Below are 15,832 nucleotides of genomic sequence, written 5' to 3'. Positions count from 1 at the left end.
GGGCAGGCAGGGTCGGATCCGGGCGGAGGGAGGGTCAGCCCTTGCCGGCCGCGTTGACGATGCGGGTCGTCGAGCGGTCCGGGATGGCCGACATCTCCCAGCACTCCGCGCCGAGTATCGCCGCCGCCGTGGCGCGCGCGCCCGCGTGCGGGTCGCCCGCCGTGTGCGCCAGCGCGGCCGGCCGCATCGGGGCGAGCAGGTCGATGTAGTCCTCGGGCCCGTGCGCGCCGGGCGGGCCCGTCACGATGAAGACGCCGGTCACGAAGCGGAGCGCGGCCAGCACCTCGGCCCGCTCCGCCGCCGGGTTGAACGGGCGGCTCGGCCCCTTCCAGGCACGCACCCGCGGATCGTCCTCGACCCCGACGATGAGCGGCAGTCCTCGCGCGGCCACCGTGCCGAGGTAACGCACGTGGCCCACGTGCAGGATGTCGAAGACACCGGTCACGATCGCCGCCCCCGGCCGCTCGTACGGCTGCGTCCAGACGGCCTCCAGGCTGCTCACGCGACCTCCTGCTCCCCCACGGACCTAGACGACTCGTCGATCGCAGCGTACTCGGTCGGCGTCGGAGACCGTGCAGGCGACCTCGGGAAAGGTCATTCCTACCTTTTGGCGATAATCTCCGGGACCCCTCCCGCGCGTCTCATAACGTCACCGAATTCCGGGGGAGGTCGCTGTGGCATCGCACCAAGTGGACGGGGACGACAAACCCGCGGGAGGCCAACCCGGCGGCGATCTCGTGGTGCGGTTGCCCGGGGTCGCCTCCCAGGTCGGCAGGGCCAGGGAGCTCATCGGCGCGGCGCTCGGCCGCGACCATCCGCTCCATGACGACGTGCTGCTGCTGACCAGCGAACTGGCCACGAACGCGATCCTGCACACCAAGTCGGGCTCGGGGGGCTCGTTCACGGTGACCGTGAGCAATTCCCAGGTGGGGGTGCGGGTGTTCGTGTCGGACGGCGGCTCACCCGAACCTCCGTGCGTGTGCCGTACGAGCGCGCAGTCCACCAGCGGCCGCGGCCTGCCGCTGATCGAGGCGCTCAGCCACCGCTGGGGCTTCACCCGCGAGTCCGGGTCCACGACGGTCTGGTTCGAGCTGCTGCACGAACGTGTCCCCGCCGGCCTGGCCGTCTGACAGAGACCTAGGAACCCTCCCGGGCGGCCGCCTCGCACTCGCCCGCCCGGCGCCGCAGGTGCGCCTGCTCGGGCTCGGTCCCGGCCGCGGCGAGGGCCTCGCGGTAGGCCGCCGCCGCCTCGCGATGGCGGCCCAGCCGTTCCAGCAGGCCCGCCCGCGCCGTCGGGTACGGGTGGTAGCCGCGCAGCCGGGGCTCCCCGGCCAGCTCGTCGAGCAGGACGAGACCCGCCTCGGGACCGTCGCGCATGGCCACCGCCACGGCCCTGTTGATCGCGACCACCGGGGACGGCGCGAGCGCGAGCAGCACGTCGTACAGGGCCACGATCTGCGGCCAGTCGGTGGTCGCCACGTCGGCGGCCTCGTCGTGCAGGGCGGCGATGGCGGCCTGCACGCCGTACAGGCCGGGCGGCCCGCCGGTGAGCGCCGCGACCACCAGGCGCCGCCCCTCCTCGATCATCGTGCGGTCCCAGCGGCCCCGGTCCTGGTCGTCGAGCAGCACCAGCTCGCCGTCCCCGCCGATCCTGGCGGCGCGCCTGGCGTGGATCAGCAACATCAGCCCGAGCAGCCCGGCGATCTCCCGTTCGGCCGGCAGCAGCCTGCGCAGGATGCGCGCCAGCCTGATGGCCTCCTCGGCCAGGTCCAGCCGTTGCAGGTCGGGGCCTGAGCTGGCCGCGTACCCCTCGGTGAAGACCGAGTAGATCACCTGGAGCACGCCGGGCAGCCGTTCGGGCAGCTCGTCCGGGGCCGGCACCCGGAACGGGATGCGCGCCTCGCGGATCTTCTTCTTGGCCCGCACGATGCGCTTGGCCATGGTGGCGGGCGGGAGCAGGAAGGCCCGCGCGACCTCCGGCGTGGTCAGCCCGGCCAGGCAGCGCAGCGTCAGCGCCACGCGGTCCTCGGCGGGCAGGGCGGGGTGTGCGCAGGTGAAGAAGAGCTGGAGGCGCTCGTCGGGCAGCTCGCCGCCCTCCGGGGACGGCGCCGGCGCCGCGCGGTCCGCCTCCACCTGGAGGATGGCCAGGCGGGCCGCGTACGTCTTGTCGCGGCGCAGCCGATCGACGGCCCGGCGCCGCGCCGTGGTCATCAGCCAGCCGCCGGGATTGGGCGGCACGCCGTCGGCGGGCCAGCGGACCAGGGCCGCCTCGATCGCCTCGGAGGCGACCTCCTCGGCCAGGTCCAGGTCGCCGAACCGGCGGACCAGGGCGGCGAGCAGCAGCCCGCGCTCCTCGCGGAACACCGCCTCGATGCGGGGCCCCACCACCGCCGCGTCGCCGTCCCCGTCCATCGTCATCTCCGTTCTTTCCCCTGAACGCCCAGCCTCCTCGGAGGCCGCTCAGCTTCCTCTGACGCCGATCAGCTTCCTCGGACGCCGGTCAGCTTCCTCGGACGCCGATCAGCTTCCTCTGACGCCGATCAGCCGAAGTCGGCGACCGGCCTGACGACGACCGAGCCGCCGCGCGAGCCGGGGCAGCGGGCCGCCCAGTCGAGGGCGACGTCGAGGTCCGGTACGTCGATGACGTAGAAGCCGCCGAGGATCTCCCGGGTCTCGGCGAACGGCCCGTCGGTGACCGTCCGCTCGCCCGACGCCGAGACGCGGACGGTGGTGGCGGTGGTCAGGTCGGCGAGCGACTCCCCCGAGACGTAAACGCCCGAGTCCCTGACCGACTTGTCGTAGGCCATCCACTCCTCGAAGGATGCCTCGCCGCCCTCGGGCTTGTTGCCGTCAGTGAGGCTGTTGATGAGAAGCATGTACTTCATGTCCGGTCTCCCTACTGTGTCGTGTGCCATCTCTACGAACGAGATGGACGCGGAAGGACACACCCGGAAAATCATTTCTGAAGCCGTACGGCGGTGTGCCAGGATCGGCCGATGCCGATCTCCCGATGTGACCTGTTGCGCTGGCAGTTCGACCTGAGCTGGTCGTTGTTCGAGTATCACCTGGAACGGCTGGAGCCGGGAGACTTCCTCTGGGAGCCGGCGAACACCTGCTGGACGGTACGCCCCGACGCCGGTGGGCGGTGGCTGCCCGACTGGGCGGAGGCCGAGCCCGACCCCGTGCCGGTGCCCACGATCGGCTGGGTGAGCTGGCACATCGGCTGGTGGTGGAGCGTGGCGATCGACCACCTGAGCGGCCGGACGCCGCGGGAGCGTACCGAGATCACGTGGCCGGGCGACGGGAAGGCCGCCGTCGAATGGCTGCGCGGCCTGCGCGAGGAGTGGCTGGCGGTGCTGGACCGCCTCACCGACGCCGATCTCGACGCCCCGGCCCCCTATCCGTGGCCGGACGACCCCACCTACACGGTGGCCCACATGATCGCCTGGCTGAACGTCGAGCTGACGAAGAACGTCACCGAGATCGGCCAGCTCAGAATGGTGCGAGCCGCCTCCTAGCGGCTACAGGTCCAGGCGGCACAGGCCCTCGGCCAGGGCCTTGGTGGTCAGGCGGGTGCGGCTGTCGCAGCCCAGCTTGGCGAAGATGTGCTCCAGGTGGGTGGTGACCGTGCGGACGCTGAGCACGAGCGCCGCGGCGATCTGCGGGTTGGAGTCGCCGGCCGCCACCCGGGTCAGCACGTCCACCTCGCGCCCGGTGAGCTCGTACGGCAGCCGGCATGGCCGCTCGGCCGCCACCGCGCCCTGCAGCCGCCCCTCGAACCCGACGCCGGCCCGCACCATCCGCACCTCGTGCCACCCGCCGTCGCGGGCGGGCCAGAGCCCGTGCCGGCTCAGCTCACGCGAGTCGATGAAGTCCCGCGCGTACGCGGCCATCGCGGGGTCGTCCCAGAGCGCGGCCGAGAGGTCGTGTCCCGGCACCTCGCGGCGCGTGCCGAGCCGGTCGAAGGCGACCGCGCGGAAGCCGGCGGGCAGCCCCACCGGGTCGATCACGCATCGGCTCAGATCGGTGAGGTGCGCAAGCGTCGGGCTGACCGCCGCCACCAGCGCCCCGGTGAGCAGCGGGAACGCGTGCCTGGACGCCAGGTGCAGCAGGCCCGTGTAGCGGCCGTCGGGCAGGAACAGCGGTGCCGTCAGCCCCGCCCGCCAGCCGTAGGGCGCCAGGTGACGGCGGAAGTAGCGCTCGGTGCCCGGCTCGGGCATGCCGACGGGGGCCCGCGTGTCGATGGCCCTGCGGTACGCCTCCAGCCCCGCGTACTCCTCGGCCGCGTCGCGGTCGATGCGCTGGTGCCCGGAGGAGATGACGCTGTGGTGCCGCCCGGTGGCGGGGTCGTGGGCGACGAACTCGTAGGCGTCGAGCGCGACCACGCGGCGCAGCGCCGCCATCGCGCCGTGCGCGCCGCCACCGCCCGCGACCTGGTATCCGACCTCGGCGAACGCCTGCAGCCTCGGCACGTCCACGGTGATCTCGGCCACGCTGCTTTTATATCATCGGCCATTTTCTGACGGAGGTTTTACCGGGGACGGCCCCCGTGGGCGGGTGCTATGGTCGGTTCCATGCAGCGCGCTCTCGTCACGACGACGCCGGACCACGTCCCGGCGCGCTGATTCCATGCTTCCCGGGCGGACGCCCGGGAGCCTGGTCGTTCGCCCTTTCCACGAAGGGGACGATCATGAACGACCATCGCAGGCTCGGCCGTGAGCTGGGCGTCTTCGACACCGACCCGCTGATCGGTTCCGGCCTGCCCTACTGGGCGCCCGCCGGTGCCGCCGTGCGCAAGGCGATCGAGGACTACGTGCACGAGCTCGAACGCCGCGGCGGCTATCTGCACGTCAACTCGCCGGTGCTGGGCAAACGCGAGCTCTACGAGCGCTCGGGCCACTGGGCGCACTACGCCGAGGACATGTTCCCGCCCATGGAGGTCGGCGGCGAGGAGTTCGTGCTGCGGCCCGCCATCTGCCCGCACCACGCGCTCATCTACCGCTCGCGGCAGCGCAGCCACCGCGATCTGCCGCTGCGGGTGGCCGAGATCGGCGGCATGTACCGCTCGGAGTTGTCGGGCGTGCTGGGCGGGCTGACCAGGGTACGGGCCATCCAGCTCAACGACGGGCACGTGTTCTGCGCGCCGGAGCAGGCGGCCGCCGAGGTGTCGGCCGCGCTGGACCTGATCGAGGCGGCGCACGACCGGCTCGGCATCAAGGCCGCGCGATACCGGCTGTCGTTGCGCGGCGAGGGCGCGAAGTTCGTGGACGACCCCGGCATGTGGGCGCGGTCGGAGTCGGTGCTGCGCGAGGTGCTGAAGGAGCGCGGGCGCGAGTACGACGAGGAGGCCGGCGAGGGCGCCTTCTACGGTCCGAAGATCGACATCCAGATCGCCGATCCGGCCGGCCGCGAGTCCACCCTGTCGACCGTCCAGGTGGACTACTTCATGCCCGGCCGCTTCGACCTGCGCTACGTGGGCGGCGGGCAGCCGGACTCAAGCGGCGGGCCGGGCTCGGGCGGGCAGCGGGACGCGCGGCCCGTCATGGTGCACCGCAGTGTGGTCGGCGGGATCGAGCGGCTGGTCGCCCACCTCATCGAGGTGCACGGCGGGGCGTTCCCCGCCTGGATGGCGCCCGTGCAGGCCGTGGTGCTGCCGCTGTCGGACGCCGAGTTGCCCGCGGCGCGGGATCTGCTGCGGCGCTGCCTGGAGGCGGGGTTGCGGGCGGAGCTGGCCGCCGCCGACCGGGGCAGCCTCGGGGCCAGGATCAGGGCGCACCGGCTGGTGCCGTACCAGCTCGTCGTGGGGCCGCGTGAGGTGGCGAGCGGGCGGGCGGCGGTGCGGCTGCGCGACGGGAGTCAGGCGGGTGAGGTGCCGATCGAGCAGCTGGCCGCGCGATCGCGACCGTTCGGCTGACGGGCGCGAATCAGTTGGGTAACGGAGGCTTCCCTGATCATGTAATCGGCTCGTAAAGTCCCTGCAACGCAGTGTCGGGGAGGACGAACTTGACCGAACTGAGCGATCGTGAGGCCGAGCTGGTCGCCGCGCACGAACAGGAACGTCCCGCGCGGCGGCTGGGCGGCCCGCTCAAGCTCGGCGTGTGGGTCCTGGGCGGGCTGCTGTCGGCGTACTCGCTGGTGGTGGTCTTCCGGCCGGTGGAGGCGATCGAGCACCGGATGACGTTCCTGGCGGTGGCGCTGCCGCTGGTCTTCGTCTGTTACCGATCGGGGATGGCGCCACTGGCCCGCCGCCTGCTGCGGCGGCCGGAACCAGAGCCGGGACCAGAGCCGGGGCCGGAACCAGAGCCGGGACCAGAGCCGGGGCCGGAACCAGAGCCGGGACCAGAGCCGGGGCCGGGACCGGCGGGGCCGCGGGTGGAGTGGCCCAGCCCGGCCGACTGGCTGCTGGCCGCCGCGTCGCTGGCCGTGCTGGTCTACCCGCTGGTCGACATCGAGTCCTTCCGCAACCGGGGCTCGGGCGCGGCGCTGACGGACCTGGACATCGTGGCGGGGGTCGTGCTGACGGTGTTGCTGCTGGAGGCGGTACGGCGCACCGTCGGCTGGTCCTTCGCCATCATCTGCATCATTTTCCTGCTTTATACCTATTACGGCGCATATTTGCCGATTGACTGGACCATCGGCCATATCGGGTTCGATTTCGGGCAGATCATCTCGCAGCTCTACACCGGCACCGAGGGCTTCTTCGGCGTGCCGATGCAGGTGGCCGCGAGCTACATCATCCTGTTCACCATCTACGGGGCGGTGCTCGACTACTCCGGCGCGAGCAAGTTCTTCATCGACCTGAGCTTCGCCGCCTTCCGCAAGTCCCGCGCCGCCCCCGGCCGTACCGTCACCACGGCCGGCTTCCTGCTCGGCACCGTCTCGGGCTCGGGCGTGGCCACCACGGTCAGCCTGGGCAGCGTCGCCTGGCCGGTGCTGCGGCGGGCCGGCTACCCGAAGGAGCCGGCGGGCGGCATCCTCGCGGCCGGCGGCATCGGCGCCATCCTGTCGCCGCCGACGCTCGGCGCGGCGGCGTTCATCATCGCCGAGTACCTCGGCGTGAGCTACCTCCAGGTGCTGCTGTACGCGACCATCCCCACGCTCCTGTACTACCTCGGCATCTTCCTGGCCATCGAGATCGACTCGCGCCGCTTCGGCACCCACGCCGTCGAGGTGGGCTCCCCCAAGGTCGGCAGGTTGCTGCTGCGCTTCGGCTACCACTTCAGCTCGCTCATCCTCATCGTCGTGCTGATGGCGCTGGACCGGTCGGCGTTCCAGTCGGTGGTGATCGCCACCGCCGTCGCGTTCCTGCTGTCGTTCCTGGACCCGAAGCACCGGATGACGCCCAGGCGCGTCGGGCAGGCGCTGGCCAAGGGCACGCTGGAGGTGCTGCCGGTGACCGCGGTCTGCGCGGCGGCGGGCATCATCGTGGGCGCGATCACGCTGACCGGGCTCGGCCAGAACCTGGCCGACATCATCGTGGACATCGGCGCGGGCAGCCTGATCATCACCACGGTCATGGCGGCCGTCGCGGTGCTGCTGCTGGGCCTGGCCGTGCCGGTGACGGCCAGCTTCATCATCGCGGCCGTGATCATCGGGCCGGCGCTGTTCGACCTCGGCGTCACGAGGCCGGAGGCGTACATGTTCGTCTTCTACTACGCGGTGTTGTCGGAGGTGAGCCCGCCCACGGCGCTGTCCGCGGTCGCGGCGGCGGCCATCACCGGCGGCAACACGTACAAGACCATGATGATGACCTGGCGTTACACGCTGCCCGCCTTCCTCGTGCCGTTCGCCTTCGTGCTGACGCCGAACGGGCAGGCGCTGCTCGGCCAGGGGCCGATCGGCACCGTGCTGCTGATGGCGGCGGTCTCCGCGGTCGCGGTGGCCGCCCTGGCGATGGCCACGGGCGGGCTGTTCGGCCTGCCCGAGCGGCTGATGGCGGCGGTCGCCGCGGTGCTGCTGCTGTTCCTCGAACCCGTCCCCATCGTCGCCGGTCTGGCCGTGCTGCTCGTGGCCGCCGGCGTGCATCTCATGAGAAGAAGGAGAAGGGACAAAGCGTGAAGCGGATTCTCACGATAGTCGCCGTCGCCGTCCTGGCCGTGGCGGGTTGCGGGGGCGGTGGCGCGGGCGGAGGTTCGGGCAACCGGCTCTCGATCGCCACGGGCGGTACGACGGGCGTCTACTACGTCTACGGCGGCGGCCTGGCCGCGCAGCTCTCGAAGAACGTCGCCAACACCCGGGCCACCGCGTCGGTCACCTCGGCCTCCGTCGAGAACATCAAGCTGCTGACCTCGGGCAAGGCGCACATCGGCTTCTCCCAGGCCGACACGGCCGCCGACGCGGTCAACGGCAAGGACACCTTCACCAGCCCGCAGCCGGTCAAGGCGATCGCCCGCATCTACGACAACTACACCCACCTGGTGGTCGCCCCCGGCGTCGAGGCGACCAAGGTCGCCGACCTGAAGGGCAAGCGCGTCTCGCTCGGCCCGGCCAACTCCGGCACCCAGGTCGTGGCCAGGCGCATGCTGGAGGCGGCCGGGCTCAACCCCGACACCGACATCACCAAGCAGCAACTGTCGATCAACGAGTCGGTGCAGGCGGTCAAGGACGGCACCATCGACGCGTTCATCTGGGTCGGCGGCCTGCCCACGGCGGGCATCACCGACCTGGCCTCCAGCAAGCCGGACATGAAGATGCTCGACACCAGCGACGTGCTGGCGAAGATGCAGAGCACCTACGGCCAGCAGTACGTCCCGCTCGACGTGCAGATGTCCACCTACAAGCTGTCCGGCACGATCAAGACCGTCGGGATCGCGAACGTGCTGCTGGTGCCCTCGTCGATGACCGACCAGCTCGCCTACGACATCACCAAGACGCTGTTCGAGAAGAAGGCCGAGTTGTCGGCCGTGCACCCGGAAGCCAGGAAGCTCGACCCGGCGCTGGGCCAGCAGGTGGCCCCGGTCGAGCTGCACCCCGGCGCCGCGCGCTACTACAAGGAGAAGGGCTGAGCAGGCTCCTCCTGGCGGCGCTGGCCACGGTGGCGGCGCTCGGCTCCGGTGACGGGGCCGGGCGCCTGACCGTGCACGGCCTGCCCGTCGTGGCGGGCTCATTCGCGATCGGGTATGTGCATTCGATCTACCGCGCGCCCTCCGCGGAGGTGTTCACTGTGGAGGGCGGCCGGTTCACCATGCGGGCGGTGGTCTCGGCCAGCGAGGGCGTGCTCGACTACTACGCGGTGGCGGGCGAGCGGGTGCGCCTGCCGGAGGGCATGTGGCTGCTGCGGCTGGCCGAGCCGGCCACGTACACGGAGTTGTCGCTGCTCACCACCCCGATCGGCCGCAGGACGGTGTTGTCAGGGCGGCGTTGCCTGCCTCTCTACCCCGCGGCGGGCGAGGTCAGGCTGGCGCTCGCGCTCACGCGGGACGTCCGGGGCGGGCCGTGCCCGGCTCCGTTCGCGGGCCGCCTCCAGCGGGCCGCGCTCACAACCAGTCCTTCTTCTTGAACACCGAGTACAGCGTCACGGACGTCAGCGCCACCAGGACGGTGGACGTCCAGAACCCCCAGACCTGCCCGGACCCCGGATAGGGCACGTTCTGCCCGTACGCGCCAGTGATCATGGTGGGCACGGCGATGATGGCGGCCCAGCTGGTGATCTTCTTCATGATCTCGTTCAGCCGGAAGCCCTGCTCGGACAGGCGGGTCTCGCGGACGTTGGCGAGCATCTCGCGGATGGACTCCACCGCCCCGGTCACCTGCAGCACGTGGTCATAGACGTCCTGGTAGTACGGCCCCATCCCGGAACCGGCGGCCAGGGACCGGTCATGGCGCATCAGGGTGCCGACCACCTCGCGCATCGGCAGCGCCATCCTGCGCAGCCCGGTGGTGTTCCTGCGCAGCACGTACATGTGGCGCTGCAGTTGCCTACCGTCGCGCACCCGGTCCTCGAACAGGGACTCCTCCATCGCCTCGGCCTGCCCGTCGAGATCCTGCGCCAGGTCGAACTGGGTGTCCACGACGTAGTCGAGCAGGCCGTGCAGCAGGAACGTCACGCCGTGCCCGGCGAGCTGGGGGGAGGCGTCCCAGCGCCGGACCACCTCGCCGATGTCGAAGTGCTCGTTCTCCCGCACGGTGACCAGGACGTTCCCGGTGACGAAGAGGTCCACCTCGACCGGGTCGAGCCGGTCCCCGTCGCAGTGCACCCCGTACACGGTGATGAACAGGTGCTTGTCGTAGACGTCCACCTTGGGCCGCTGATGGTCGGACAGGACGTCCTCGACCGCCAGCTCGTGCAGCCCCAGCTCCTCGCCGATCAGCCCGAGCTCCTTGGAAGAGGGGCTGCACAGGTCGAACCAGACCGTGTTGTCCGGGTCCGCGGCATGGTCGGAGACCTCCTCGATGGGGAAACCCTCCTTTTCGAGGACGCCGTTGCGGTACAGACGCGTGTGCACTAGCCGAGTCTGGCAAATCGTCTCGCGTTACGCACGGCCGCTCCTCCGGGATCGTTGTTGAAGTAGACGTAGGCGTCCCCCCAGCCCGCCTCGCGTACCCTGCCGGCCCACGTGCGCAGCGCCTGCTCGCCGTAGGCGAAACCCGCCCTGCCCTCGTGCAGGCGCACGTAACCCCACGCCGCGGTACGCCAGAGCGGGCTGACCGGCCGGCCCTTCCTGTCGGCCCAGCACAGGGCGGCGGCCCTGGCCCGCAGGACCTGCCGCACCTCCTCGCTCCACCAGGACTCGTGGCGCGGTTCGACCGCCACCCGCACGTCCGCCGGGAAGCAGCCCAGGCACCGGTCGAGCCGCCCGGGGTCGGCCTTCAGGTTCGGCGGGAGTTGCAGCAGGATCGGGCCGAGCTTGCCCTTCAGCTCCGCGGCGGCCCCCATCAGGCGCGCGACCGGCTCCTCCGGCTCGGCCAGCCGCTTGACGTGGGTGAGGAACCTGCTGGCCTTGACGGCCATCACGAACCCCGGCGGCGTACGGTCCCGCCAGGCGGCGAACGTCTCGGGGCCCGGCAGGCGGTAGAAGGCGTTGTTGCTCTCGACGGTGGCGAACTCGGCCGCGTAGGTCTCCAGCCAGAGCCGCTGCGGCACGCCCTGCGGATACAGGACCCCGCGCCAGTCCGCGTACTGCCATCCGGACGTGCCCACCTGCCATGTCATGCCGTCTTGGCTACCCCATGGTGCCGGGTGCAGTACAACTGTCCTAGTTCGTCAGCCAAGGAGGACCTTTCACGCGATGGGCGCCAACCACGCGCACGGTACCGATCTGCCCAGCTCGCGGCGCACGGTGATGGCCGGTCTGGCCGTCCTGGTGCCGCTGGCCGTCATCACGCTGGCCGCACTGGTGTGGCTGTGGCCGGAGGGCCGCGCCCAGGACGCGGCGCCGCAGCAGCCGGGCGTGGAGCGGCTGGCCGGCACAGTCTCCGGCGTCACGCTCACCCGCTGCCCCGCGACGCCCGAGGGCTCGCCCAAGCCGGACCCCGCGACCTGCGGCAAGGCCGTGGTCAAGGTGGCCGAGGGGCCCGACGTGGGCAAGGACGTGGAGCTGCAGTTGCCGAGCGGGCCGGGGGCGCAGCACTTCGGCGTGGACGACGAGGTGATCCTGCTGCGCGGGGCCGACGGGGCGTACCAGATCTCCGATCACGACCGGGCGGTGCCGCTGTGGTTGTTCGGGGTGGCGTTCGCGCTGGCGGTGATCGCGTTCGGGCGCTGGCGCGGGGTGACGGCGCTGGTGGGGCTGGCGGTCACGTTCGTGCTGCTGCTGACGTTCGTGATCCCCGGCATCCTGGAGGGCCGCCCGCCCATGCTGGTGGCCATCGTGGGAGCCTCGGCGATCATGCTGGCGGTGCTCTACCTGACGCACGGCTTCTCGCTGACCACGTCCATGGCCGTGCTGGGGACGCTGGCCAGCCTCACCCTGACGGGGCTGGTGTCGTACGCGGCGCTGGGGCTGGCCCGGCTCAACGGCATCACCGACGACAGCGCGCTGACGCTGGACATGAGCCTGTCCCTCGACACGCAGGGGCTGCTGCTGGCCAGCATCATCATCGGCTCGCTGGGGGTGCTCGACGACGTCACGGTCACGCAGGCGGTGACGGTCGCCGAACTCGCCCACGCCAACCCGTCCTACGGCTTCGCCCGCCTCTACCGGGCGGCCGGGCGGATCGGGCGGGCGCACATCGCCTCGGTGATCAACACCATCATCCTGGCGTACGCGGGCGCGTCGCTGCCGTTGCTGCTGCTGTTCAGCGTCGGGGAGCAGCGGCTCGGGGACGTGCTGACGACGCCGGTCATCGCGCAGGAGATCGTCCGCAGCGTGGCGGGCACGCTCGGGCTCATCGCCGCCGTCCCCATCACCACGGCCCTGGCCGCCCTGACGGCCTCCCGCAACCGCCAGGAACCGTCCGGACGGCGCGGCTCCCGGCGCAAGAATCCCCGCCCGGACGATGCGCTCCCCGCCCCGCCCCCGGCCCACGGCGACCTGTTCACCCCGCACACCCCGGCCCCGCCCCAGGACCGCGCCTCAGCCTCACGCGACGACCTGGCCGCCCCGCACAAGAACCGCCGTGACCTGTCCGCCTCGCACAAGGACCGCCGCGACCCGTCCGCCTCACCTGCGGACGACCACGACTTCTTCGCGCCGCACGCCGACGACGAGGACTTCTTCACCCCTCAGCCGGGCCGCCGCCGTCGCCGTACCTGAGGGCTGTCAGTCGGCTTCCGCGCTGCCGTCCACCCGGAGTTTGCGGCGGGCGCGCTCGTAGAAGGTGGTGCCCAGCCGCACCACCTTGGCCGCGCCGGGCCAGGCGGTGACGCTGAGGCAGTCGCCGGGGCTGAGGTTGCCCACCACGGCCCCGTCCACCTCCACCGCCAGCCGCCCGCTGGACGGCAGCACCTGGAGCGTCACCTCCTCGTCGGCCGGCAACACCAGCGCCCGGTTGAAGGAGGAGTGCGCGGCGGCGGCCACCACCAGCACCGCCTCCACCCGGGGCGAGACGATCGGCCCGCCGGCGGAGAAGCTGTAGGCCGTGGACCCGGTGGTGGTGGCCACGATCACGGCGTCGGCGCTGTAGCGGACGAACGGGCTGCCCGACGGGGTGACGGACACGGCGGCCAGCCCGTCGCCGGGAAAACGCGCGAGCGCGATGTCGTTGAAGGCCGTCACCTCGTGCCCCGCCACCTGGGCGCGGATCGCCATGCGCGGCTCGACGGTGTAGGCGTGCTCGTCGATCGCCGACAGCGTACGGGGCAACTCGTCCACGTCGATCTCCGCGAGGAAGCCGAGCCGTCCGAGGTTCACCCCCAGGATGGGCGTCGGCCGCCCGGCCAGCAGCCGCATCGTGCGCAACATCGTGCCGTCGCCGCCGAGCCCCACCATCAGGTCGGCCCGCTCCACGAGCGTCTCGGCGTCCACCGCCACGGCCGTGCAGTCGATGCGGCCCACCTCCTCGGGCAGGCCGAGCACGGTGGCGCCCTTGCCGGCCGCCCACCGCAGGATGGTGTCTATCGCCTTCTGCGAGTCGCGCTGGGGGTGCAACACCAGCCCGACCGTCCCGACCATGCCCATGTCGCAACCTTATGCCGGACCGATCGGCGTCCTCACGACCGGCCCACGCTGTGGCCGGGGAACGATAGCGTCGTGCTCATGCGGCTTCACGTGGGATGCGCGATGTGGACACATGCGCGCTGGCAAGGACGTTTCCTCCCCGCCCACCTGTCTCCCGGGGAGCGCCTGCGGGCGTACGCCACCTGGTGCGACGCCGTGGAGGGCAACACGACGTTCTACGCCACACCGTCGCGGGCCACGGTGGAGTCCTGGGCGGCCCAGACCTCCCCTGACTTCCGTTTCGTGGTGAAGCTGCCCAAGCCGATCACCCACGAGCGCCGGCTCACCGGCGCGGGCGAGGAGTTGCGCGCGTTCCTGGAGGCGATGGAGCCGCTGGGGCCGCGCGTGCACGCGTGGTGGATCCAGTTGCCCGGCTCCTTCTCCCCCGAGGGTCTCGGTTCGCTGGCGGCGTTTTTGAGGCAGTTGCCCCAGGGGCATCGCTGCGCCGTGGAGGTGCGGCACCGCGCCTTCTTCGAGGATGAGCGCTCGGAAAGGCTGCTCGAACGCGTCCTGGCCGGTGCGGGGGCCGAGTGGGTTCCGTTCGACACCACGGTGATGTTCGACGGGCCGCCCACCAGCGACGCCGAGCGGGACGCGTGGACCAAGAAGCCGCGCGTGCCGCGCCGCACGCGGGCCCTGACCGGCCACCCGATCGTCCGCTACCTGGGGCGCGACGCCGAGGAGCGGACGGTCGGGGGCTGGCGGCCGTGGGTGGAGCAGGCCGTGGCGTGGCTGCGCGAGGGGCGCGAGCCGACGGTGTTCATCCACACGCCGGACAACGCGGACGCGCCGCTGCTGGCCCGGCGGTTCCACGACGAGGTACGCGAACGCGTCCCCGCCCTGGAACCGCTGCCCGAGCCGATGCCGAACGAGCCCCTGACCCTGTTCTGAACGGCTTTCCGGCCGGTCAGCGCACGAGACAGGGGCGTTTGGGGTCGAACGTCCAGCCTTCCACCAAATACTGCATGGCCACCGCGTCGTCGCGGGCGCCGAGCCCGTGGCGCAGGTACAGCTCGTGGGCCTTGGCCAGGGCCGCCCGGTCGAGCTCGACGCCGAGCCCGGGGGTGTCCGGCACGGCGATGGAACCGTCCTCGATCCGGAAGGGGCTGGTCGTCAGGGCCTGGCCGTCCTGCCAGATCCAGTGCGTGTCCAGCGCCGTGATCTCCCCCGGCGCGGCGGCGCCGACGTGGGTGAACATGGCCAGCGAGATGTCGAAGTGGTTGTTGGAGTGCGAGCCCCAGGTCAGCCCGAAGTCGTGGCAGAGCTGGGCGACGCGGACCGATCCGGCCATGGTCCAGAAGTGCGGGTCGGCGAGCGGGATGTCCACCGCGTCGGAGCGGATGGCGTGCGCCATCTCCCGCCAGTCGGTGGCGATCATGTTCGTCGCGGTCGGCAGGCCGGTGGCCCGCTTGAACTCGGCCATCGTCTCCCGCCCGGAGAAACGGCCCTCGGCTCCGCACGGGTCCTCGGCGTAGGCGAGCACGCCGCCGAGGCCGCGGCACAGCCGTACGGCGTCGGCCAGCAGCCAGCCGCCGTTGGGGTCGAGCGTGACGCGGGCGGTCGGGAAGCGGGCGGCCAGCGCCTTGACCGCCTCGATCTCCTCCTCGCCGGCCAGCACGCCGCCCTTGAGCTTGAAGTCGCTGAAGCCGTAGCGCTCGCGCGCGGCCTCGGCCAGCGCGACCACGGCGTCGGGCGTGAGCGCCTCCCGGCGGCGCAGTTGCGACCACGCGTCCCGGCCGTCGTCGTCCACCAGGTAGGGCAGGTCGGTCCTGCCGGGGTCGCCGACGTAGAACAGGTAGCCCAGCATCGGCACCCGGTCGCGCTGGCGGCCCTCGCCGAGCAGGTCGGCGACGGGCAGGCCGAGGTACTGGCCGTGCAGGTCGAGCAGGCAGGACTCCAGGCCGGTCACCGCGTGCACGGTGGTGCGCAGGTCGAAGGTCTGCAGGCCGCGCCCGCCGGCGTCCCTGGCGGCGAAGCGGTCGGCCACGGTGCGCAGCAGCCCGCGGTAGGCGGCCACGGGCCGGCCGGCCAGCAGCGCGCCGGCCTCCTCGATGGTCTGCCCGATGGCCTCGCCGCCGGGCACCTCGCCCAGGCCCGTACGCCCGTCGGAGTCGGTGACGATGACGATGTTGCGGGTGAAGAACGGCCCGTGGGCGCCGCTCAGGTTGAGCAGCATGCTGTCGTAGCCGGCGACCGGGACGACCTCGACGCTCTGGATGGTGGGAGACAAGTGA

At 71.8% G+C, this 15,832-nt stretch carries 16 protein-coding genes; 8 read left to right on the top strand and 8 right to left on the bottom strand.

The window, feature by feature from the left end:
- Positions 1 to 34: 34 nt before the first annotated feature.
- A complete protein-coding gene (locus tag AB0I81_RS56155; RefSeq protein WP_360677191.1) occupies positions 35 to 502 on the bottom strand; it encodes an adenylyltransferase/cytidyltransferase family protein in 468 nt (155 codons plus the stop codon).
- A gap of 172 nt (positions 503 to 674) precedes the next feature.
- On the opposite strand from AB0I81_RS56155, the gene AB0I81_RS56150 reads away from it, so the two are divergent.
- Positions 675 to 1,130 (top strand): ATP-binding protein, encoded by a 456-nt coding sequence (locus AB0I81_RS56150; protein ID WP_360677189.1) that lies wholly within the window; start codon positions 675 to 677, stop codon positions 1,128 to 1,130.
- A 7-nt stretch (positions 1,131 to 1,137) separates the two neighbouring features.
- On the opposite strand, the gene AB0I81_RS56145 is transcribed toward AB0I81_RS56150, so the two are convergent.
- Entirely contained in the window at positions 1,138 to 2,418 is a 1,281-nt protein-coding gene (locus tag AB0I81_RS56145) for a sigma-70 family RNA polymerase sigma factor (protein ID WP_360677187.1), read from the bottom strand.
- Positions 2,419 to 2,540: 122 nt separating this feature from the next.
- Positions 2,541 to 2,885, bottom strand: a complete 345-nt coding sequence (locus AB0I81_RS56140; RefSeq protein ID WP_360677185.1) for a YciI family protein — start codon at positions 2,883 to 2,885, stop codon at positions 2,541 to 2,543.
- Positions 2,886 to 2,996: 111 nt separating this feature from the next.
- Here AB0I81_RS56140 and AB0I81_RS56135 point away from each other — a divergent pair, with 111 nt between their 5' ends.
- Positions 2,997 to 3,518: a DinB family protein gene (locus AB0I81_RS56135; RefSeq protein ID WP_360677183.1), complete on the top strand. Its 522-nt coding sequence runs from the start codon at positions 2,997 to 2,999 to the stop codon at positions 3,516 to 3,518.
- Between the two features lie 3 nt (positions 3,519 to 3,521).
- Here AB0I81_RS56135 and AB0I81_RS56130 read toward each other — a convergent pair whose 3' ends face one another.
- Positions 3,522 to 4,493: a LuxR C-terminal-related transcriptional regulator gene (locus tag AB0I81_RS56130; protein ID WP_360677181.1), complete on the bottom strand. Its 972-nt coding sequence runs from the start codon at positions 4,491 to 4,493 to the stop codon at positions 3,522 to 3,524.
- A gap of 197 nt (positions 4,494 to 4,690) precedes the next feature.
- On the opposite strand from AB0I81_RS56130, the gene thrS reads away from it, so the two are divergent.
- The 4 genes from thrS to AB0I81_RS56110 all read left to right on the top strand — a co-directional run bounded on the left by thrS (position 4,691) and on the right by AB0I81_RS56110 (position 9,499).
- Entirely contained in the window at positions 4,691 to 5,914 is a 1,224-nt protein-coding gene (thrS, locus tag AB0I81_RS56125) for a threonine--tRNA ligase (RefSeq protein WP_360677179.1), read from the top strand.
- A gap of 89 nt (positions 5,915 to 6,003) precedes the next feature.
- A complete protein-coding gene (locus AB0I81_RS56120) occupies positions 6,004 to 8,058 on the top strand; it encodes a TRAP transporter fused permease subunit (RefSeq protein ID WP_360677177.1) in 2,055 nt (684 codons plus the stop codon).
- The gene (locus AB0I81_RS56115) at positions 8,055 to 9,005 is read left to right on the top strand and encodes a TAXI family TRAP transporter solute-binding subunit (RefSeq protein WP_360677175.1); all 951 of its coding nucleotides are present in this window, start codon (positions 8,055 to 8,057) and stop codon (positions 9,003 to 9,005) included. The genes AB0I81_RS56120 and AB0I81_RS56115 overlap by 4 nt, the downstream gene beginning before the upstream one ends.
- Positions 9,006 to 9,034: 29 nt before the next feature.
- The gene (locus AB0I81_RS56110) at positions 9,035 to 9,499 is read left to right on the top strand and encodes a DUF1850 domain-containing protein (RefSeq protein WP_360677173.1); all 465 of its coding nucleotides are present in this window, start codon (positions 9,035 to 9,037) and stop codon (positions 9,497 to 9,499) included.
- Here AB0I81_RS56110 and AB0I81_RS56105 read toward each other — a convergent pair.
- Both AB0I81_RS56105 and AB0I81_RS56100 read right to left on the bottom strand, forming a co-directional pair.
- Entirely contained in the window at positions 9,477 to 10,445 is a 969-nt protein-coding gene (locus tag AB0I81_RS56105) for a magnesium transporter CorA family protein (RefSeq protein ID WP_360677171.1), read from the bottom strand. The genes AB0I81_RS56110 and AB0I81_RS56105 overlap by 23 nt on opposite strands.
- Positions 10,445 to 11,152: a DUF72 domain-containing protein gene (locus AB0I81_RS56100; RefSeq protein WP_360677169.1), complete on the bottom strand. Its 708-nt coding sequence runs from the start codon at positions 11,150 to 11,152 to the stop codon at positions 10,445 to 10,447. The genes AB0I81_RS56105 and AB0I81_RS56100 overlap by 1 nt, the downstream gene beginning before the upstream one ends.
- A 76-nt stretch (positions 11,153 to 11,228) precedes the next feature.
- Between AB0I81_RS56100 and AB0I81_RS56095 the strand changes: the two genes are divergently transcribed.
- Positions 11,229 to 12,695: a YibE/F family protein gene (locus tag AB0I81_RS56095; protein ID WP_360677167.1), complete on the top strand. Its 1,467-nt coding sequence runs from the start codon at positions 11,229 to 11,231 to the stop codon at positions 12,693 to 12,695.
- A gap of 6 nt (positions 12,696 to 12,701) precedes the next feature.
- On the opposite strand, the gene AB0I81_RS56090 is transcribed toward AB0I81_RS56095, so the two are convergent.
- Positions 12,702 to 13,559, bottom strand: a complete 858-nt coding sequence (locus AB0I81_RS56090; protein WP_360677165.1) for an NAD(+)/NADH kinase — start codon at positions 13,557 to 13,559, stop codon at positions 12,702 to 12,704.
- 78 nt (positions 13,560 to 13,637) lie between these two features.
- On the opposite strand from AB0I81_RS56090, the gene AB0I81_RS56085 reads away from it, so the two are divergent.
- Entirely contained in the window at positions 13,638 to 14,489 is an 852-nt protein-coding gene (locus AB0I81_RS56085) for a DUF72 domain-containing protein (RefSeq protein ID WP_360677163.1), read from the top strand.
- A 16-nt stretch (positions 14,490 to 14,505) separates the two neighbouring features.
- On the opposite strand, the gene AB0I81_RS56080 is transcribed toward AB0I81_RS56085, so the two are convergent.
- Positions 14,506 to 15,828: an enolase C-terminal domain-like protein gene (locus tag AB0I81_RS56080; protein WP_360677161.1), complete on the bottom strand. Its 1,323-nt coding sequence runs from the start codon at positions 15,826 to 15,828 to the stop codon at positions 14,506 to 14,508.
- Between the last annotated feature and the right edge of the window lie 4 nt (positions 15,829 to 15,832).

It is taken from the genome of Nonomuraea sp. NPDC050404 (genome assembly GCF_040655495.1).
Taxonomy (GTDB): domain Bacteria; phylum Actinomycetota; class Actinomycetes; order Streptosporangiales; family Streptosporangiaceae; genus Nonomuraea.
This window is presented reverse-complemented; position numbering and strand designations above follow the sequence as displayed.